The organism is Rhizobium beringeri, from assembly GCF_004306515.1.
Classification (GTDB): domain Bacteria; phylum Pseudomonadota; class Alphaproteobacteria; order Rhizobiales; family Rhizobiaceae; genus Rhizobium; species Rhizobium beringeri.
In genome coordinates this window covers 1924880-1943351 of sequence record NZ_SILG01000001.1, presented here as the reverse complement: position 1 = coordinate 1943351, position 18472 = coordinate 1924880, and the positions used below count along the sequence as shown (strand labels likewise).

Annotated in this window: 19 protein-coding genes; 14 read left to right on the top strand and 5 right to left on the bottom strand. The window is 61.2% G+C overall.

Going from position 1 to position 18472, the window contains the following annotated elements; translation table 11 throughout:
• Positions 1-20: 20 nt before the first annotated feature.
• The 3 genes from ELH03_RS09875 (at position 21) to ELH03_RS09865 (ending at position 3062) form a co-directional block, all read left to right on the top strand.
• Entirely contained in the window at positions 21-1214 is a 1194-nt protein-coding gene (locus ELH03_RS09875; RefSeq protein ID WP_130766261.1) for a D-alanyl-D-alanine carboxypeptidase family protein, read from the top strand.
• 133 nt (positions 1215-1347) lie between these two features.
• Positions 1348-2028: a dTMP kinase gene (gene tmk / locus ELH03_RS09870; protein ID WP_128404319.1), complete on the top strand. Its 681-nt coding sequence runs from the start codon at positions 1348-1350 to the stop codon at positions 2026-2028.
• Positions 2029-2036: 8 nt separating this feature from the next.
• Positions 2037-3062, top strand: a complete 1026-nt coding sequence (locus ELH03_RS09865; RefSeq protein ID WP_128404320.1) for a DNA polymerase III subunit delta' — start codon at positions 2037-2039, stop codon at positions 3060-3062.
• A 39-nt stretch (positions 3063-3101) separates the two neighbouring features.
• Here ELH03_RS09865 and ELH03_RS09860 read toward each other — a convergent pair whose 3' ends face one another.
• On the bottom strand, positions 3102-3890 hold the full coding sequence (locus ELH03_RS09860) for a sulfite exporter TauE/SafE family protein (protein ID WP_128404321.1): 789 nt from the start codon (positions 3888-3890) through the stop codon (positions 3102-3104).
• 235 nt (positions 3891-4125) lie between these two features.
• Here ELH03_RS09860 and metG point away from each other — a divergent pair, with 235 nt between their 5' ends.
• The 3 genes from metG to ELH03_RS09845 are packed head-to-tail and all read left to right on the top strand — an operon-like array spanning position 4126 to position 7292.
• Complete coding sequence (gene metG / locus ELH03_RS09855) at positions 4126-5676, top strand: methionine--tRNA ligase (RefSeq protein WP_128404322.1); 1551 nt, start codon at positions 4126-4128, stop codon at positions 5674-5676.
• Positions 5677-5680: 4 nt separating this feature from the next.
• The gene (locus ELH03_RS09850; protein ID WP_128404323.1) at positions 5681-6463 is read left to right on the top strand and encodes a TatD family hydrolase; all 783 of its coding nucleotides are present in this window, start codon (positions 5681-5683) and stop codon (positions 6461-6463) included.
• Between the two features lie 4 nt (positions 6464-6467).
• The gene (locus tag ELH03_RS09845) at positions 6468-7292 is read left to right on the top strand and encodes an MBL fold metallo-hydrolase (RefSeq protein ID WP_128404324.1); all 825 of its coding nucleotides are present in this window, start codon (positions 6468-6470) and stop codon (positions 7290-7292) included.
• 36 nt (positions 7293-7328) lie between these two features.
• On the opposite strand, the gene ELH03_RS09840 is transcribed toward ELH03_RS09845, so the two are convergent.
• Positions 7329-7937 carry a TerC family protein gene (locus ELH03_RS09840; protein WP_128404325.1) on the bottom strand — a complete coding sequence of 203 codons (609 nt, stop codon included), beginning with the start codon at positions 7935-7937 and terminating at the stop codon, positions 7329-7331.
• Between the two features lie 259 nt (positions 7938-8196).
• Between ELH03_RS09840 and ELH03_RS09835 the strand changes: the two genes are divergently transcribed.
• Positions 8197-8868: a hypothetical protein gene (locus ELH03_RS09835; protein WP_128404326.1), complete on the top strand. Its 672-nt coding sequence runs from the start codon at positions 8197-8199 to the stop codon at positions 8866-8868.
• 66 nt (positions 8869-8934) lie between these two features.
• Positions 8935-9312 (top strand): hypothetical protein, encoded by a 378-nt coding sequence (locus tag ELH03_RS09830; RefSeq protein WP_018242059.1) that lies wholly within the window; start codon positions 8935-8937, stop codon positions 9310-9312.
• 102 nt (positions 9313-9414) lie between these two features.
• Here ELH03_RS09830 and ELH03_RS09825 read toward each other — a convergent pair whose 3' ends face one another.
• Positions 9415-10677 (bottom strand): MgtC/SapB family protein, encoded by a 1263-nt coding sequence (locus ELH03_RS09825; RefSeq protein ID WP_128404327.1) that lies wholly within the window; start codon positions 10675-10677, stop codon positions 9415-9417.
• A 287-nt stretch (positions 10678-10964) separates the two neighbouring features.
• Here ELH03_RS09825 and ELH03_RS09820 point away from each other — a divergent pair, with 287 nt between their 5' ends.
• Positions 10965-11786: a universal stress protein gene (locus ELH03_RS09820; RefSeq protein ID WP_128404328.1), complete on the top strand. Its 822-nt coding sequence runs from the start codon at positions 10965-10967 to the stop codon at positions 11784-11786.
• Between the two features lie 101 nt (positions 11787-11887).
• Here ELH03_RS09820 and ELH03_RS09815 read toward each other — a convergent pair whose 3' ends face one another.
• Positions 11888-12412: a PAS domain-containing protein gene (locus ELH03_RS09815; RefSeq protein ID WP_128404329.1), complete on the bottom strand. Its 525-nt coding sequence runs from the start codon at positions 12410-12412 to the stop codon at positions 11888-11890.
• Positions 12413-12779: 367 nt separating this feature from the next.
• Here ELH03_RS09815 and ELH03_RS09805 point away from each other — a divergent pair, with 367 nt between their 5' ends.
• The 5 genes from ELH03_RS09805 (at position 12780) to ELH03_RS09785 (ending at position 17197) form a co-directional block, all read left to right on the top strand.
• A complete protein-coding gene (locus ELH03_RS09805; RefSeq protein ID WP_128404330.1) occupies positions 12780-13559 on the top strand; it encodes a LamB/YcsF family protein in 780 nt (259 codons plus the stop codon).
• Positions 13560-13664: 105 nt separating this feature from the next.
• Positions 13665-14372, top strand: a complete 708-nt coding sequence (locus ELH03_RS09800) for a 5-oxoprolinase subunit B family protein (RefSeq protein WP_197727736.1) — start codon at positions 13665-13667, stop codon at positions 14370-14372.
• Positions 14360-15331 carry a 5-oxoprolinase subunit C family protein gene (locus ELH03_RS09795; protein WP_128404331.1) on the top strand — a complete coding sequence of 324 codons (972 nt, stop codon included), beginning with the start codon at positions 14360-14362 and terminating at the stop codon, positions 15329-15331. Before ELH03_RS09800 ends, ELH03_RS09795 begins: the two co-directional genes overlap by 13 nt.
• A gap of 95 nt (positions 15332-15426) precedes the next feature.
• Positions 15427-16116 (top strand): DUF599 domain-containing protein, encoded by a 690-nt coding sequence (locus tag ELH03_RS09790; protein WP_128404332.1) that lies wholly within the window; start codon positions 15427-15429, stop codon positions 16114-16116.
• A 166-nt stretch (positions 16117-16282) separates the two neighbouring features.
• Complete coding sequence (locus ELH03_RS09785; RefSeq protein ID WP_128404333.1) at positions 16283-17197, top strand: LysR family transcriptional regulator; 915 nt, start codon at positions 16283-16285, stop codon at positions 17195-17197.
• Here the strand turns inward: ELH03_RS09785 and ELH03_RS09780 are convergent.
• Positions 17186-18139 (bottom strand): alpha/beta fold hydrolase, encoded by a 954-nt coding sequence (locus ELH03_RS09780; protein ID WP_130658894.1) that lies wholly within the window; start codon positions 18137-18139, stop codon positions 17186-17188. The genes ELH03_RS09785 and ELH03_RS09780 overlap by 12 nt on opposite strands.
• Between the last annotated feature and the right edge of the window lie 333 nt (positions 18140-18472).

Sequence of the window (18472 nt, the reverse complement as noted above, 5' to 3'; positions counted from 1 at the left end):
CTCCATAAATGGAAATTGCGATGCTGAAGCCTGCGCTTCGCCTGCTTGCATGCCTGATGCCGCTCGCCACCGGCGCGTTTGCAGCCGATGGCGGTGCCGCCGGTTTCGCCACCAAGGCGGCGCAGGCCTATATGATCGAGGCTGCCACCGGTACGGTGCTTCTCGCCAAGAACGAGGACCAGGGCTTTTCGCCGGCTTCGCTTGCCAAGCTGATGACGATGGATCTCGTTTTCGAGGCGGTGACAAAGGGCCAGATCACGCTCGATACCGAATATCCCGTTTCCGAATACGCCTGGCGGACGGGCGGCGCGCCGTCGCGGACGGCAACGATGTTTGCCAGCTTGAAATCGCGCGTGCGCGTCGAGGACCTGATTAGGGGCGTCGCCATCCAGGGCGCCAATGACAGCTGCATCATCCTCGCCGAAGGCATGGCCGGAAGCGAACAGCAATTTGCCGTTTCGATGACGCGCCGCGCCCGCGAGCTCGGCATGGAGGAGGCAGAGTTCGGCAATTCCACCGGCCTTCCCGACGGCAAGAGCAAGGTGACGGCGCGCGAGATGGTGACGCTTGCCGCTGCCCTGCAGCAGACCTATCCGAACCTCTATCCCTATTTCGTGCAGCCGGATTTTGAGTGGAACAAGATCTTCCAGCGCAACCGCAACCCGCTGCTCGGGCTCGATCTCGGCGCCGATGGGCTGGCGACCGGCTTTACAGAAGGCGAGGGGTATTCGATCGTCGCTTCGGTTGAGCGCGACGGGCGGCGGCTCTTTCTGGCGCTTGCCGGCATCGCTTCCGACAAGGAGCGGACGGAGGAGGCCAAGCGGGTGCTCGAATGGGGACTGACGGCTTTCGAAAACCGGCAGATCTTCGGTGAGAAGGAAGTGATCGGGGCCGCCAGCGTCTATGGCGGCACGGCGCGCACCGTCGATCTCGTCGCCAAGGCGCCGGTCAGCGTCTATATTCCGATCAGCAATCCCGACCGGTTGTCGGCGCGCATCATCTATCGCTGGCCGCTGACGGCGCCGGTCAAGCCGGATACCCAGGCGGGCACGCTCAGGATTTTCGCCGGCAGCCGGCTGCTCAGGGAAGTGCCGCTCTATACCGTGCAGGCGGTCGGCGAGGGCTCGCTCAGCAGCCGGGCGGTCGACGCCATGCTGGAACTCGGCGAATCGCTGTTCTTCTCCTGGCTCTGGGACAAGTCCGCGCCCGGCTGAAAGCCCGGTCCTTTCATGCAATTTGCCGGGAAAGGTGAATATGTCGCCGCGTCGAAAGGTTTTCCTCCCTGATATCTTCGGATAGATAGAAGGAGCAGGGCGCGTGCGGCGCCTGGAATGCGGGAAGTTGTCATTGTCATCCGGTACGGGATTGTTCGTTACGTTTGAAGGCGGGGAAGGCGCTGGGAAATCCACGCAGATCCGCCGCCTCGCCGAGGCACTGAAGGGCGAAGGTCACGACGTGCTGGTGACGCGCGAACCAGGCGGATCGCCGGGCGCCGAAGCCGTGCGCCATGTGCTGTTGTCGGGGGCTGCCGAAGCCTTCGGCACGCGGATGGAGGCGATTCTCTTTGCCGCGGCCCGCAACGACCATGTCGAAGAGGTGATCCGGCCGGCCCTTGCATCAGGCAAAGTCGTGCTCTGCGACCGCTTCATGGATTCCTCCCGCGTCTACCAGGGCGTCACCGGCAATCTCGAGCCCGATTTCATCGAGACACTGCAGCGCATCGCCATCAACGGCGTCATGCCGGATTGCACTGTGATCCTCGACATCCCCGCTAAGGTCGGGCTGGAGCGGGCGCAGAAGCGCGCAGCGGCCGATGCTCCCGATCGCTTCGAGAAGGAGCGGCTGGAAACGCACGAGAAGCGGCGCGAGGCCTTTCTCGATATCGCCGCTCGCGAGCCTGAGCGCTGCCACGTGGTCAACGCCATGCAGACGGAAGAGACGATCGGCGCCGAGATCCTGGCGATAGTCAAACAGCTGCTATCGCCCGCCGGCCGTGCCCGAATGCCGGAAGCCGCACATCATGAGTGAGGCCCAGTATGAGTGAGGAAAGGCCCGGACTGCTCGACGGCGCCATCTGGCCGGGGGAAAATACCAGGTTGTTCGGCCATAAGGAGGCGGAAGCCTTCCTCGCGCAGTCCTACCGTTCCGGCAAGGGCCATCACGCCATCCTGATCGAGGGGCCGGAGGGCATCGGCAAAGCGACGCTCGCCTTCCGCTTCGCCAATCACGTGCTCTCGCATCCCGATCCCGAGACAGCGCCGGAGACGATCGGCGATCCGGATCCCGCCTCTCCCGTCAGCCGGCAGATCGCGTCGGGCGCCTCGCACAATCTCCTGCACCTTGCCCGGCCGGTGGACGAAAAGACCGGCAAGGTGAAATCGGCGATAACTGTCGACGAGGTGCGCCGCGCCGGCAAGTTCTTCTCGCAGACATCCGGCACCGGCAACTGGCGGATCGTCATCATCGATCCGGCCGACGACATGAACCGCAATGCGGCCAACGCCATCCTGAAGATCCTGGAAGAACCGCCGAAGCGGGCGCTGTTCCTGGTGCTCTCGCATGCGCCGGGACGGCTGCTGCCGACAATCCGCTCGCGCTGCCTGCCGCTGAAGCTGGCGCCGCTTGCCGACGATGAACTCGTCGCGGCCCTTGCCCATCTCGGCATATCAGGCGAAGGCGGGGCGGTGCTTTCGGCCGCCAAGGGCAGCGTCGGCGAGGCGCTGAAACTCCTGAACTACGGCGGCGGCGAGATCATCGCCGCCTATGACGAGATGCTTTCCGCCGAGGGACCGACAGCACGCAAGGCAATGCATCGGCTGGCCGACGCGCTCTCGGGGAGGGAAAGCGATACGATTTTCGATTTCTTCGTCAGCCATGTCGGCGATGACATCATGAACCGGGCGCGCGCGGCAGCGGGCGAGGGGCAGATCACTGCTGCGGAGCGGCTGGCGCGGCTCTATTCCGAGATCACCGAACGGCTTACCGTTTCCGATGGCTACAACCTCGACCGCAAGCAGACGATCATCAGCATTCTCACCGATATCAAGCAGCCAGGCCTTTAAAGCGCGTCACCGCTGACACTATTCGGCATCATTCCCTGATCAGCCGGTCAGCAGCTTCAATGCGACAACGGCAAGCGTGGCAGCAAGGACGATGCGGATGGTGCGTTCGTGCAGCTTCGGCGCCAGAAGGCTTCCAATGATGATGCCGGGGATAGAGCCGATCAGCAGGGCAAGCAGCATCGGCCAGTCGATCTCGCCGATCAGCCAATAGCCGGTGCCGCCGATCAAGGTCAGCGGTACCGCATGGACGATATCGGAACCGACGATTTCGCGCACATCGAGCCTGGGATAGAGGACCAACAGGATCGTCACACCCAGCGCGCCGGCGCCGACCGAGGTCAAGGTGACGAGGACGCCGAGAACGAACCCAAGAATGACGGTGAGGGCGAGGATGGTCGTCGGCTTCGGCGGCGTTCGCTCGCCGATGGCGCGGCGCGCCAGTTCAAGGATCGGGCCACGGAAGACCAGCATGATTGCGGTCATGACGAGAAGCCAGCCGAGCGCGGTGGTGATTGTATTGGTCACGCCGATGCTTTTGCGATCGACGCCGGCCAGCAGCCACAGCATCAGCAGGGCGGCCGGCAGGCTGCCGGCTGCGAGGCCGCCGACGATCTTCCAGTTGACGCGCCCATGCATGCCGTGAACGGCGGTACCTGCCGTCTTGGTGATCGCCGCATAGAGAAGATCGGTGCCGACGGCGGTGGCGGGATGGACGCCGAAGAGCAGCACCAGCAGGGGCGTCATCAGCGAACCGCCGCCGACGCCGGTAATGCCGACGAGGGCGCCGACGAACAGGCCGGAAAGCGAATAGAGCGGCTCGAATGTCAAGCAAGCGCCCCCGACGGCGCGGGGCCACGACAAATCCGGTAGATGACAACTAGCACTTGGTTCTTGTCCCGCCCTCTTTCCCAAGACGGGTAGATTGGGCGAGAAGCCGAGTCAAGTTCACGGCCCTATCGTCCCGGAAATCATCGACAGCCGGAAAAGTTGAGGTTTCGCTTGACGGTGACATGCGCTAAGAGCGGCTGACCATTTTTATAGAGTTAGCCGGACATTGGCCGCCATGACAGACAAGACACCCTTCTACATCACCACCGCGATTTCCTACCCTAACGGTAAGCCGCATATCGGCCATGCCTATGAGCTGATCGCGACCGATGCGATGGCGCGTTATCAACGCCTGGATGGCAAGGATGTCTTCTTCCTGACCGGCACCGACGAACACGGCCAGAAGATGCAGCAGACGGCACGCGGCGAGGGGATCACCGCGCAGGCGCTCGCCGACCGCAACTCCGGCGAATTCCTGGCGATGGCTACGCTGCTCAACGCCTCGAATGATGATTTCATCCGCACTACGCAGGAGCGTCATCACGAGACGTCGCGGAACATCTGGAAGCTGATGGCCGACAATGGCGACATCTACAAGGACAGCTATGCCGGCTGGTATTCGGTGCGCGACGAGGCCTATTACCAGGAAAACGAGACGGAGCTGCGCGCCGACGGCGTACGCTACGGGCCGCAGGGCACGCCGGTTGAGTGGGTGGAAGAGGCAAGCTATTTCTTCAAGCTCTCCGAATACCAGGAGAAGCTGCTTGCGCATTATGAGGCGAATCCTGATTTCATCGGTCCGGCCGAGCGCCGCAATGAGGTGATCTCCTTCGTCAAGTCGGGCCTCAAGGACCTCTCGGTCTCGCGCACGACCTTCGACTGGGGCATCAAGGTGCCGAACGATCCCGCGCACGTCATGTATGTCTGGGTCGACGCGCTGACCAACTACATCACCGCAACAGGCTATATCGAGGACAGGAACGGCCCGCGGGCGAAATACTGGCCGGCCGACGTGCACATCATCGGCAAGGACATCATCCGCTTCCACGCCGTCTACTGGCCGGCCTTCCTGATGTCGGCGAAGCTGCCGCTGCCGAAGCGGGTCTTTGCCCACGGCTTTCTGCTCAACAAGGGCGAGAAGATGTCGAAGTCGCTCGGCAACGTCGTCGATCCGGTCAATCTGGTGAACCATTTCGGCCTCGACCAGGTGCGCTACTTCTTCCTGCGCGAAGTCTCCTTCGGCCAGGACGGCAGCTATAGCGAAGAGGCGATCGGCACCCGCATCAACTCCGACCTCGCCAACGGCATCGGCAATCTCGCCAGCCGCTCGCTGTCGATGATCGTCAAGAATTGCGACGGCAAGATCCCGGAATGCGGGGCGCTCAGCGACGAAGACAAGGCGATGCTGGCACAGGTTGACGCTCTGCATGCCTCGACCCGCGAGGATATGGGCAAGCAGCAGATCCACCGGGCGCTCGCCTCGATCATTTCAGTCGTTTCCGAGACCGACCGTTATTTCGCCGGCCAGGCGCCGTGGGCGCTGAAGAAGACCGATCCGGAGCGGATGGGCACGGTGCTCTATGTGACCGCCGAAGTCGTGCGCCAGATTGCCATCCTGCTGCAGCCCTTCATGCCGGAATCATCCGGCAAGCTGCTCGATCTGGTCGCGGCACCTTCAGACAAGCGCGATTTTGCTGCCCTCGGCGAAGCCGGCCGTCTGGTTGCCGGAACGGCGCTCGAAGCGCCGACGCCGGTCTTCCCGCGCTACGTGGCTCCGGAGGCTTGAGGCCGTGCTGATCGACACGCATTGCCATCTTGATTTCGCCGACTTCGAGGCGGAGCGGGACGAGATCGTCTCGCGTGCGCATCAGGCCGGCGTGGCGCAGATGGTGACGATCTCGACGCGGGTGCGCAAGCTCGAGACGCTGCTTGCCATCACAGAGAAGTATCCCTCGGTATTCTGCTCGGTCGGCACGCATCCGAACAATGCCGACGAAGAGCTGGATATCCAGACAGAAGAGCTGGTGCGTCTCGCCAATGCCCATGAGAAGGTGGTGGCGATTGGCGAGGCCGGTCTCGATTATTTCTACGACACGCAGAAGCCTGAGGATCAGCAGACCGGCTTTCGTCGGCATATTGCGGCGGCGCGCGAGACCCAGCTGCCGCTCGTCATCCACAGCCGCAGTGCCGACGAGGACATGGCTGACATACTGACAGAGGAAAGCGGGAATGGGGCCTTCCCCTTCATCCTGCATTGCTTCTCGGCAGGCCCGGAGCTTGCCAAGACCGGTGTTGCGCTCGGCGGCTACATCTCCTTCTCGGGTATCCTGACCTTCCCGAAGTCGGAAGAGCTGCGCGAGATCGCCAGGACGATCCCGCATGAGCGGCTGCTTGTGGAAACAGACGCGCCCTATCTGGCGCCGAAGCGCTGGCGCGGCAAGCGCAACGAGCCGTCCTACGTCGTCAACACGGCAGAGGTGCTCGCCGATACGATCGGCCTTTCCTACGAAGAGGTGGCGCGGATCACGACGGAGAACGCTTTCCGGCTGTTCTCGAAGATGCCGAGGATCTAGAGGCGTGCTCTACCGGCGGCGTTTCACCATTCTCGGCTGTTCGTCGTCACCGGGCGTGCCGCGCATCACCGGCGACTGGGGCGCCTGCAATCCCGACAATCCGAAGAACCGGCGCACGCGCGCAGCCTTCATGGTGCAGCAATTCGCACCGGATGGTGGCGTGACCACCGTCGTCATCGACACCGGGCCGGATTTCCGCGAGCAGATGATCAGGGCAGGGGCCGACCATGTCGACGCCGTGCTCTACAGCCATCCGCATGCCGATCATATTCACGGCATCGACGATCTGCGCGGCTATTTTCACAATACTCGCCGCCGGGTGCCGATCTTTGCCGACCAATTTACGATGGACAGGTTGCGGGAAGCCTTCGGCTATTGCCTGGAAACGCCGCCGGGCAGCAATTATCCGCCGATCGTGCTGCCGATCGTCATTGAAAACCTCGATGAACCCGTCGAAGTCCATGGTCCCGGCGGAACGATCGCCTTCCATCCGCATATCCAGCAGCATGGCGACATCCACTCGCTCGGCTTCCGGATCGGCGATGTGGCTTATTGCAGCGATATCAGCGACTTCCCGCCGCAGACCGTCGAGAAGCTACAAAATCTCGACATGCTGATCATCGACGCGTTGCAATATACCTATCATCCGAGCCATCTGTCGCTGGAACAGTCGCTCGACTGGATCGGCCGGCTGAAGCCGAAACAGGCGATCCTCACCCATATGCACACGCCGCTCGATTACGACGTGGTGATGGCTGAGACGCCGGACTATGTGGTGCCGGCGTATGACCAGATGAGCTTCGAGACCGAGGTCAGGATAGAGGCTTGAGCCCCGTTACTGCATGCCCGGTCACTACATGCAGGGTCACTGCATGTAGGGCAGAACCTCGACGGCGCCGCGGTGGATCATATCGAGCGAGACATAGAGGATGATCAGCAGGCCGACATAGGCGATCCAGCGATGGTTGGTGAGCAACCGGGCGATCAGGTTAGCGGCTATGCCCATCAGCGCGATCGACAGGGCAAGGCCGATGACCAGCACGCTCGGATGTTCGCGCGCGGCACCGGCAACGGCCAGAACGTTATCGAGCGACATCGAAACGTCGGCGATGACGATCTGGGTCGCCGCCTGGAAGAAAGTCTTTTTCGGCGCGCTCTCTGCACCTCCGGCTTCGTGGTTCTCGCCATGGCCGGCGCGAAGCTCGCGCCACATCTTCCAGCAAACCCAGAGCAGCAGCAGGCCGCCGGCCAGCAGCAGGCCGACGATTGCCAGCAGATAGACCGCAACGCTGGCAAAGAGAATGCGCAGAACGGTCGCGGCCACAATGCCGACGATGATCGCCTTGCGGCGTTGCGTGGCCTCGAGGCCGGCAGCGGCAAGACCAATAACCACGGCATTGTCGCCGGCGAGAACGAGGTCGATAGCAATGACCTGCAGCAAAGCCGTCAGACCGGCCGCGGTAAAGATGTCCATGTGAATTATCCCCAATGCGTCAAAGCCGTGCTAGCGTCTCGGAGGTTTTCCGTCAACCGCTGAGGGATTTCGCGAGCGGCGCAATTTGCGACTCCGCGCGCCGAAATGTCAGGCGGCGATGAAACAGCAGGCGATACGGCGGAGCATCGCCATTCCCTTGGAACATTCAACTCGGCCACCGGTTCTTCAAGTCAGGAAACCAGACTTCGGCCAAACTTCGGATTGGCGGGCTGGATCCAGACATCGAGAGGAGAGTCCCATGGGCAGCATTTACAACGATACCAACCCGGCCTTCTCAGGCCCGACAGGCGGCAGCAGCCTTGCTGCATTCTTCGACAACCGATCGGAGGCCGAATCCGCCGTCTCCCGTCTTGAAGACGCGGGCGTGCCGGTTGCGAGAATAAGGCTGATGCCTGGATATGAGGCGGACGGAAAAAATGCCGGCGCGATGAGCGACGACCGCAGCGGCTTCTTCGACGCGCTGGCAGACTTCTTTTTCCCCGACGAGGATCGCGCGGTCTACGCAGAAGGGCTGCGGCGAGGCGGCTTCCTCCTCCAGGTCAATGATATCGATGATGCGCTGTATGAGACCGTCCACGATATTCTGGACGACGAGGGCAGCATCGACATGGATGAGCGGGCAGATCTCTGGTCGTTGGAGGACAGGCAGCAAGGCGCATCCAATACCGGGTTTGCCGGCCAACCCTCGGGCGGCAAATCGTCCGACGATCTCGCCGTGTCCGAGAGCGCATTCGACGATGGGCGCCCGGTGGCAATGCGCGACACCACGCATGGAAGCGCCAAGGTGCGTGCCTATACCTTGCCCGGCATTAGCTCCGAGCCATCGGACGATGCCGATCGGCAATCGCAAAGCCAGTCGCAATCGCAAGGCGGATCTCACCAGAGCCAGGGTTTCCGGCGCGACCACTGATATCATGAGGCCCGGCCGCAATGCCGGGCCTCATTTCCTCTCGCTCACCTATTCGAGGATACGTCCATGCAATCATCCATCAACCGCCACGGCCTTCCGCCAGATCCCGACGAACTGATCGCGGAAGGTGATCCGCCCTTTGCCGACGCCGCTGAACAGACGGCGCGTGAGAAGGCCGACGAGAGCCTGAACGCCCTGCAGCATGAGGTCAGGCTGCTGAATGCCCGCATAGGCATGCTGCGCGAGGACGCCGAGGCGGCGTTGAAAGCCAAAGCCACATCGGTCGATGCCAGCGCCCATGTCCAGCTCGGCGACTATCCCTGGCTGAAACTTGCCGCGGCGATCGGCGCAACCTTCATTGCAGCCAGACTGGTTCGGCGTCTTCCGCTCGGCGTGCTGCTTGCGGGATTTGCCGGTCATCTCTCCGAGGCGAGACCGCGGTGACGATCGTTAATGATGGCTGCCTGGTGCGGAGGAATATCGTTCCAGGCACCGATTGAGTGGACGAACGTCATTGGAGCCGGTGATCGATATGTCAACAAACGCTCATGTCAAAACCAAGCCGGCAATTCCGGCCAAGGTCGCGACGCCGCCAGCGATCGCGAAACGAACCGCATAGGCGATACTCCCCATACTCGCTGCAAGAACGGCTTTCGCAAGAAGATTGGCGAAAGCGGCGACCGCTATGGCGCGAGCGGCGGCGTCTGCAGGCACCTGGATGGATGACAGTTTCGCCACGGCAAGCGTTATCGCATCGAGATCGCCCAGTCCTGTGATGAATGAAAGGGCGATCAGCGACTGAGTTCCAAAGACGATCAAGGTCATTCGCGTCAGGACTGTCACGACCGCGAGAAGGAGTGCGAAGCGCAGCACGACCATCACCTCGAGCGGGTTTCGGGGTGAAAAATCGGTGCTGTCATCCGGGCGTTGCAGCAATGCGGCGAAGCCGCCCGCTATGGCGAGGGTGGCAGCAGCCGGAGCCAGTAATGGAGCAAGCTCCCTGAAAACAGCTGGTGCAATGACGCCGCAAATCAAAAGCACGCGGGCGAGAGAAACGGCTCCCGCCAGCATTGCTCCCGCTGAGAGGAGTGGCGAGAGGGCAGCCATCTGCTTCGACTGACGGGCGAAGGAAAGCGTCAAGGCCGTCGAGGAAACGATGCCGCCACTGGCCCCGGTCAGCAGTATTCCGGCACGGGCGCCGCTCAGCTTGATGAGGATATAACCGGCAAAGGAAACGGCTGCCACCAGGATTGTCATCATCCAAAGCTCGAAAGGATTGATTGTCTGCCAAGGATCAATCGGTTCGTTGGGAAGGATAGGGAGGATGACGATGGTCATCGTCAGCAGGATCAGGGCGGCCCTGAGTTCTAGCCAGGTCAATTGGCGAAGAAATCCATGCAACGGCTCCCGCGCTGCAAGAAGGGCCGTTATTGCCACAGCGCTTGCGGCCGTTACCGTCATATCCGCCACGACCGCGCCAAAGCCCAGCGCAAAGACCGCCAGGGCCGCGATGGTGCCGGTGGCGCTGTAATCCTCTTCTTGTGCCGCCTGCATGCGGCTGAAGAGGAGAACCGTGATGCAAAAGAATATAAAGATAGCTGTCGGCAGAATCGGCCCTGTCACAGGCTGCAGGAAACCGCAGAAGCCGCCGAGGAAACTTGACAGGCCATAGGTGCGGATACCGGCTACTCTTTTGCCCGGCGCAGCCTCACGATCCTGCCAGCCGCGCTCAATGCCGACGAGAATGCCGATTGCAAGCGCCAGGCTGAGGCGCTGGAATGCTTCTGTCGTCACCAATGATGTCATCATCCGATGGGTCCAGACGCGCCGGCCGATTCATCGAAGGCAGCTGCGCCGTATATGCCATTGCTGTTCATCCGTACGCTGCTCCGCAAAGTGCTGACATTCAATCGCGCTTCGCACTTCATCGCTTAGCACAGATCTTTGCCGCTTCGCCCAGCGAATTCCGCTTCCTTCCTGATGAGGACATTCACTATCACGCTCGCGCTTTCGCGGGGGAGCGACCTTGATCTTCGTCAAAGCGCGGCAGACAAGTCTGCGCTATGATAGCTCCAATCATCGGGAGGAGATCAGCCGTGAAAGCGCAATTCCATTTACCGCTGGCCACCTATCCAGACGCAAGCTCGTTCTCGCTCCTTCAGAACGCTGTCGATGTTTCCCTTCACCAGAAGGCCGGTTTGACGGCAAGTATACCGCTGGTCAGGATCGAACCCTTTCAGCCGCGATTTCCATCACTCCTTGACGTAGACAAAATGCGTGCGGAGGCGGAGCGCTTGAGTAAAGACAACGGAACCGTTCTCGGGCAGACGCTCCGTGATTATGCGAAGAAAGCTGAGGTCGAGGTCGAGATCCAGCCATTCGATGCGAGGGAGCCGTTTGTCGCACAAACTCTTGCCGAGCTGTCGCGCGCATATGATCTTTCCATTTTGGAAGCATCTGTGCTGATGAGGCCGCTGATCGAGAGCGTGCTGTTTGAAAGCGGTAGACCGCTCCTGCTTTTTCCCCCGGATAATTTCTGCGGCCGGATCGATGCTATTGCCGTCGCCTGGGATGGAGGAGCCACTGTCGCGCGGGCACTGGCGGGTGCCAGGTTCTTGCTTGAACGGGTCTCGCGTGTCGTCCTGATTTCCGTCACCGATGATAAGCAGATTGACGAGCGCAGCCGAAATCACCTTGCGGCTGCGCTCCGTAAGGCTGGTCTTGCGGTCGATATCGCAGCCGTGCAAGCGAAGGGAAACTCGCTAGCCAGCGTCATTCAAGGCGCAGCCCTGGAACGCAAGGCAGATTTGCTCGTCGCCGGCGCGTTCGGTCATTCGAGGCTGCGCGAATTCATTTTGGGAGGGGTCACACGGTCCCTGTTGACCCGCCTCGAAATGCCCACTGTCCTTTGCCACTGACTGCAGTGCGCGGCGCGTTGCTGATGACCGGAACATCGATCACTTCCAGGGGAAGAGCGGCCTCAGAAGGTCTGATGCGACAACTAACACTTGGGAAGGAATCAATGAACCTGCACAGTGTCTGAAGGCATCGGCTTGGCAAGCTCTTTGAGAATCGCTTCAAGCGCATCGGCCGTCGTTTGCAGGCCGGATGACCGCGCAATTTTCAGTGCCGCACTGCAGTGTGCGGACAATTCGTCCTGCTGGACGTGATTATTCGTCGGGAAAACGATGCCCGCATATTGCGACGGGTTTCCGTCTTCATCCCTGAAACACCGACCGAAGGCGGCCACGGCTACTATTTGCCCGCTTCGATCAAATACCCGATAATCACAGCGATACGGATTTCCTGTGATCACCGATTCTGAAATCGCCTTGGCCACAGATGGCTTGTCGTCCGGGTGAATCCGGTCGAGGTATCGTATGACCGGCAGCCCCGTGAGGGTCTGTTCCGGATCAAGCCCAAAGAGGTTTGCCAGCGCCGAATCCGCATAAACCTTGTCGCTCGCCAAATCCCAAGTGAAAATGCCAGGCTCTTCGGCAAGAGAAAATTCGGACGTTCCGAAAGCTCTGTCGGCAAGGTTCATTCCGCATCCCCAGTCTGCGCGCCAATGCTGCCGGTCGATCACGTCACCCCGGCTCTTGAGAGAATACGACGTGCTCGACCATTTCGCCGCCGATCTTACTGCATAATTCCTCAAATCGGAATCGATTTAAGGATTCCTCGCTTGGCAGGAACCCACGCTTGATGGGTTCGATCTGTGCCGGATGAATGGTAAGCTTGCCACCGAAGCCCCGCGCGAAAGGCGGCCCGAGACCGCCACACAAGCTCGCCACGCGCAGCCAGCAGCGTCGTTTTCTTGACGCGTACGGTGAAGGTGTGCTCCACCTCGGCTTCGACGTTCCAGGATGCGACGAAGCTGACAAGACCGGCGCGAAGGGTTGACGGAAATCATGACGAAAATCGATCTCAATTCTGATCTGGGGGAGGCGTTTGGACCTTGGCGCATGGGTGACGACACGGCGATCCTTGACGTCGTCACCAGTGCCAACATCGCATGTGGCGGCCATGCTGGAGATCCGGCGACCATGGTGGAGACGCTTGCCCTGGCAAGCGAACGGGGTGTCGTCGCCGGGGCCCATCCGGGCTTTGCAGATCGCGAGGGCTTCGGACGACGCCTGATCCCCTTGAGCATCCGGGAGGTGGAGCAGCTTGTCGCGACGCAGACGGGGGCGCTGATGGGAGCTGCGGCTCTGGCGGGCGCCCGCATCCGCTACATCAAGCCGCACGGCGCACTCGCCAATTGGGCGGCCGACGAACGGCCGGTCGCCGATGCCATCATCCGTGCAACCCGAGCAGTCTCGCCGGAACTTGCCATACTGGCGATCTCCGGGACAGAGCTGGAGCATGCGGCGCGCGATGCCGGGATAACCGTCTTCAGCGAGATTTTTGCCGACCGCGGCTACCTCTCCACGGGTCGGCTCGTTCCGCGCAACTTGCCGGGAGCGATGATCGATGATCCCGCGGAGGCGGCAGCAAGATTGATCGGATACCTGTCCAGCGGCCTCATGCCGACCGTCGACGGCGTTCCGATCCCTCTCGATGCGCACTCGATCTGCGTTCATGGGGACAGCCCGGGAGCGCTCGCCATGGCCGTCCACGTGCGCAGGGAACTGCAAAAGGCAGGCATCGAGGTGGCACCATTCCTCCAACCGACAAAGGAAAACAGGTGATGGCCAAAGGCTATCTTATCGCCCCCGTCACCGATCCGGAAGCCAAGGCGCTTCGGGCAGGCGCCACGGATGCGGACTTCATTCTGATCGAAGGCGCCGACTGATTTGTCACAGGACCCGTCCGCATCGTCCGGCAGCGTTCCGAACTACCGCCCGGTGGGCGGGCACGCGGTGCTCGTCGAACTCGGCACGACCATCGATAAACGGATCCACGATCAGGTCGTCAAGTTGGATGCCGCCTTGAAGGCGGCACCTTTTCCAGGATTCGTCGAAGCCGTCCCGGCCTATGCCAGCATTCTCGTATGCTTCGATCCGCTCGTGGCCGATCACCAGACGACGGAGGCGGCCATTGCTGAGCTTCTGGGAGCTGAGGTTCCAGAGACGATTGGAGCGATGCGCGAAGTCGAAGTCTGCTACGATGCTGATCTTGCGCCCGATCTGGCCGCCGTCGCCCAGGCAAGCGGATTATCACCGGAAGACGTTATATCCGCCCATCTCTCTGGCGACTATAGCGTCTTCATGTACGGCTTCGCTCCGGGATATGCCTACCTTGCAGGCGTGCCCAAAGCCATTCAGCAGCCGAGGAAGCCGGCGCCTGTTCGCGGCATCGCCGCCGGAAGCGTGCTGATCGCCGGTCCGCAATGCCTGGTGAGCACGCTCACCATGCCGACCGGCTGGTGGATCATCGGCCGCTCGCCGACGAAGATCCTCGACGCCGCTTCCAACGACCGTCCGTTCCTTTTCGACGTCGGCGACGCGGTGCGTTTCCGCCGCATATCGAGGGCCGAATTCGACGCGAGGTGCCCCGCATGAGCGAAGCCGTCCTTGCAATCAACTTCGCGGGTCCTCACGTTGCGGTCCAGGACGAAGGACGTCACGGATTGATGCGGTATGGCGTTCCGGCCTCCGGTCCGATGGACAGGACCTCGTTTGCAGCCGCCAACGCCGCCATCGGCAATCCTGCCGGTCAGCCGGCAATCGAAGTCTCCATGGGCGGCCTGGTTCTCGACTGCCTGTCGGGGGAAGTTACGTTTGCCGTCGCCGGAGGAGGCTTCATCGTAGAGCACGCCGGCGACAAGCGCGGCGCATGGATGGTCGCCACCTTGAGGGCCGGGGAGCGGCTGGCGATCCGCCCGGGACATTGGGGAAGCTGGACGTATCTGGCCTTCGCCGGTCATATCGAGGCCAAGACCTGGCTGGGCAGCATGTCGACTCACAGTCTTTCCGGCCTCGGCGGCGGGCGCCTTGCAGCCGGTCAGACGGTCACTCTCGCCGATCCGGACGTGCGAGATGATCGAAATGGTCCGATCACATGTCCGGTCATCGCAAGACCACGATCCGAGCTGCGTGTGGTGGTCGGTCCGCAGGACCGGTTCTTCTCGAAAGAAACCTTGTCGAATTTCCTTTCGTCGCCTTTCCGCCTGAGCGACGCCTATGACCGCATGGGAGTACGCCTCCAAGGTCCGTCGCTTGCGCCAAGTGCGGCGCTGGACATGCCGTCGGAAGCGATCGTGCGGGGTTCGGTGCAGGTCGCCGGAGACGGCGTCGCCACTATTCTGCTGGCCGATCACCAGACGACCGGAGGCTATCCCAAGATCGCCACGGTGGTGGATTCGGATCTGGACGCTTTCGTCCAGCTCCGCCCACGCGACCACGTCGGTTTCCTGGCCGTGACGCCGCAGCAGGCGATCGAGCAAATTCGGCTTCGGGCTGTGACGATGTCCCGTTACCTCGCGGCGGTCCGGGAGCGGACTTTGAACACCCGAACATAGGCTGATGAACTGAAGGGCAGGGCGGCGATAGACGCTTGGAGCTGCCGTTAGCTCGAAGTACTGTTCAGAAAATCCAGTTTCAGTTCGGGGGCATCATGGATTTTCTGAATGTCGCGGCGATCGTTTTCTTCCTTCTCGTCTGGGTGGCGGTCGAGCCTTTGATGGCAGCGGGGTGGCCGAGAAGGAACGACAGCCTTTCCGTTGATATGGTGCGCGTTCGCGCGGCCTGGATGCGGGAGGTCCTGACGCGAGACAATAACTTCATCGGCGACGCCGCGATCCTCGGGCACACGATCAATTCGGCATCCTTCTTCGGCTCCGCCAATCTCATTGTCATCGTCGGGCTGAGCGGCGCGCTGTTCATGGAACCGAATTATGGATCGGGTGGCCTGATTGCGATGTTTGCGGCTCAGGACCCCGCGTGGTTTTTCCAGTGCAAGGTCCTGTTGGTCATGGCGACGCTGCTGCGGGGACTATCCGATTTCATATGGGCGGTCCGGCAGATCAACTACTGCCTGGCGGCGATCGGGGCGAGCCCGTCCCGCGATGAAGACAGGGACATCGTCAGTTGGACGAACGCCCTGACCCTGGTTTTGAACCCCGCTCTTCGATCGTTCAGCGTCGGCGTTCGATCTTACTACTTCACCGTCGCAGCCGCCTTCTGGTTCATCGGGCCAATCCCGTTCGCAGTTGCGACCATCCTCAGCGTCGGCGTGTTGATCTGGCGTCAATCCTGGTCGGATGCTGCAAAAGGGATCATGGCCATACGCAAGCTGCTTGACTAGAGCATGATGCCGAAAAGTGTGAGCGGTTTTCGGACGACATCATGCTCTAACTATATAATGTAGCACAGGATTCAGATTTGAGGCCGACCCGGCCTAAAATCATCCTGTTCTAGAGCCGAGCCTTAAGCTGGGCTGAACAGAAGCGATATCTTATTGGCGGTGTACGATGGATCGTCTCGAAGCGATGCGCATGTTGCTGGCCGTCGTCGACGCCGGAAGCATCTCTGCTGGCAGCAGGAAGCTCAACGCGCCCTTACCCAGCGTTAGTCGCAAGGTGGCCGAACTTGAACGACATCTTGGGACAAACCTCATCGTCCGCACCAGCCGCAATCTTCAGCTCACCGATGCCGGGCGCGACTATGTCGACGCCGCCCGAAAGATCATGGCGGATCTCGATGAGGCCGAGCGAAGGGCGTCCGGGGAATACCAGACGCCCAGAGGCGTGCTGACGATCACGATGCCGATCGAATACGGGAGGCGATACGTCCTGCCCGTTGCTCTGAGCTTTATGGACAAATATCCCGAGGTATCGCTGAACCTTCTGTCGCTCGACCGCACGGTCGATCTCGTGTCCGAGCAGGTGGATATAGCGATCCGTCTCGGCGACCTCGCCGACAGCTCGCTCCATGCCGTCAAGGTCGGCGAATTCCGCCTGCTGACCTGCGCGAGTCCTGCCTATCTCAAGCGGCATGGCATGCCAGAGCGTCCCGGCGACCTCATCGATCGCGACGGGATCATCTTCAACAAGCGGACATTCTTCTGGACCTTCGACGTCGACGGCACGCCGATGGAGGCTGTGCCCCGCAACCGGCTGGAGGTGAATACCGCGGCAAACTGTGTTGATGCCGCCGTCGGCGGGGCGGGGATCGCGCGGCTATTCGACTATCAGGTTCCTGAGGAATTGGCGTCTGGCGCGCTCGTCCCCATCCTTCGCGATTTCGACGGCACGCCACAGCCCATTCATATTGTCTACGCGCGCCAGGGGCTTCTCGCCTTGAAGGTACGGGCTTTCGTCGACTGGGCATTGCCGCGGCTGCGGTTGCGATATTTAAACGAGGATAATCAAACATTATCTGAATGATGCGCGAATCTCTTCAACTGTTTGTTCCGGGTTCTGAAGGTGCGGGAAATGGCCGATTCCGGGCAGGACGTCGACTTTTGCACCGATCTTGCCGGCGAACTCGATGCCCATTTCCCTTGCAATGTAGATGTCCTTCTCGCCCCAGATCACCTTCACGGGCGTCTTCAGCCGGGTGAGGTTGGCCTCGAGATGGTGCTGATCGCGGGTGAAATTCGCATAGTAGAGGGTGAAGGCATCCGCTGAAGTCATCCCGTCAAGGCTCCACGAACGGATCATGTCCTGCTGGACGTCAGCCGGCAGATCGAATTGCTCAGCGGGCGAGAGGCCGCGCCTGTGCACGTTCCGCAGGATCTCGTCGCTCGTCTTGTTCATGTAGACCCGGGTCGGCGAAGCGGTGGGCTCGGCTTTGAGGTTCTGCAAATTCTCCCACATGTATTGCGGCCGGTCGAACGGCGCGAAGTCTCCGACGATGATCTGCCTGGCGATCGTCGGCTCGTCGAGAGCAAGCAGCAGGACGGGGAGGGCACCGATGTCAGTCGCGTAGATCACGAGCTTCGACCGGTCGATGCCTGCCCGTTCGATATAGGCCTTCAACACCTGGGCGTACGCCCTCGGCGCATAGGAAAACCGCTCGAAGGCCGGGCGCGACGATTGCCCGTAGCCCGGCCAATCGAAGGCGTGGACGCCGTAGTCGTGAGCAAGCGTTGTCGCGATGTCCTTCCACACCGTCAGCGTTTCCGGAAATCCATGCAGGAAAAGCACGGTGCCTTTTGGAGCGGGGGCGCGGACAACCATCCTCCTCAGCGTGAGGACCTCGTCGATCTCGATGAACTCGATGGCGTCTTGCGCGGCTTCTCCGGAAGCGGAAGCGAAGGCTTCAGCCGTGTGGGAAGACGGAGTTGCTGCGACGGATGCAGCATTTACGATTTTGTCCTTAGACATAGGATGTCCTTTCTGAACGGCCGTCAGCCAAAGCCCAAAAGCCGGCCGTCTCCACAAATAATTGAGCATGGCGTCAGCCCGCGGTAGCCGGAGAAAGTGAGAGGAACCCTCTCGGCGGCGGCAGCTGCAACCCGGCTGCCCAAGGCTGACATCTGAACGAGAGGGTGACTCTCACTTTCCCGAGGTGCCGGCCGGCCGTCGACTCGCCCAAATATCCAGCAGCCGCCGATTTGAGGCAGCTCGTTGGCGTTTGGGGAAGGCAGAGCGTCTGCCGCTATAATATAAGGAAGAGCTGATATGACTGACATTATCCAAAGCAGACAGCGCGACCTA

Bases quoted from the DNA above. Each gene is read 5' to 3' on its own strand.
- ELH03_RS09875 (WP_130766261.1), top strand. From the start codon at position 21: ATGCTGAAGCCTGCGCTTCGCCTGCTTGCATGCCTGATGCCGCTCGCC.
- ELH03_RS09865 (WP_128404320.1), top strand. From the start codon at position 2,037: ATGAGTGAGGAAAGGCCCGGACTGCTCGACGGCGCCATCTGGCCGGGG.
- metG (WP_128404322.1), top strand. From the start codon at position 4,126: ATGACAGACAAGACACCCTTCTACATCACCACCGCGATTTCCTACCCT.
- ELH03_RS09840 (WP_128404325.1), bottom strand. From the start codon at position 7,937: ATGGACATCTTTACCGCGGCCGGTCTGACGGCTTTGCTGCAGGTCATT.
- ELH03_RS09835 (WP_128404326.1), top strand. From the start codon at position 8,197: ATGGGCAGCATTTACAACGATACCAACCCGGCCTTCTCAGGCCCGACA.
- ELH03_RS09830 (WP_018242059.1), top strand. From the start codon at position 8,935: ATGCAATCATCCATCAACCGCCACGGCCTTCCGCCAGATCCCGACGAA.
- ELH03_RS09825 (WP_128404327.1), bottom strand. From the start codon at position 10,677: ATGATGACATCATTGGTGACGACAGAAGCATTCCAGCGCCTCAGCCTG.
- ELH03_RS09815 (WP_128404329.1), bottom strand. From the start codon at position 12,412: ATGAACCTTGCCGACAGAGCTTTCGGAACGTCCGAATTTTCTCTTGCC.
- ELH03_RS09805 (WP_128404330.1), top strand. From the start codon at position 12,780: ATGACGAAAATCGATCTCAATTCTGATCTGGGGGAGGCGTTTGGACCT.
- ELH03_RS09790 (WP_128404332.1), top strand. From the start codon at position 15,427: ATGGATTTTCTGAATGTCGCGGCGATCGTTTTCTTCCTTCTCGTCTGG.
- ELH03_RS09785 (WP_128404333.1), top strand. From the start codon at position 16,283: ATGGATCGTCTCGAAGCGATGCGCATGTTGCTGGCCGTCGTCGACGCC.
- ELH03_RS09780 (WP_130658894.1), bottom strand. From the start codon at position 18,139: ATGTCTAAGGACAAAATCGTAAATGCTGCATCCGTCGCAGCAACTCCG.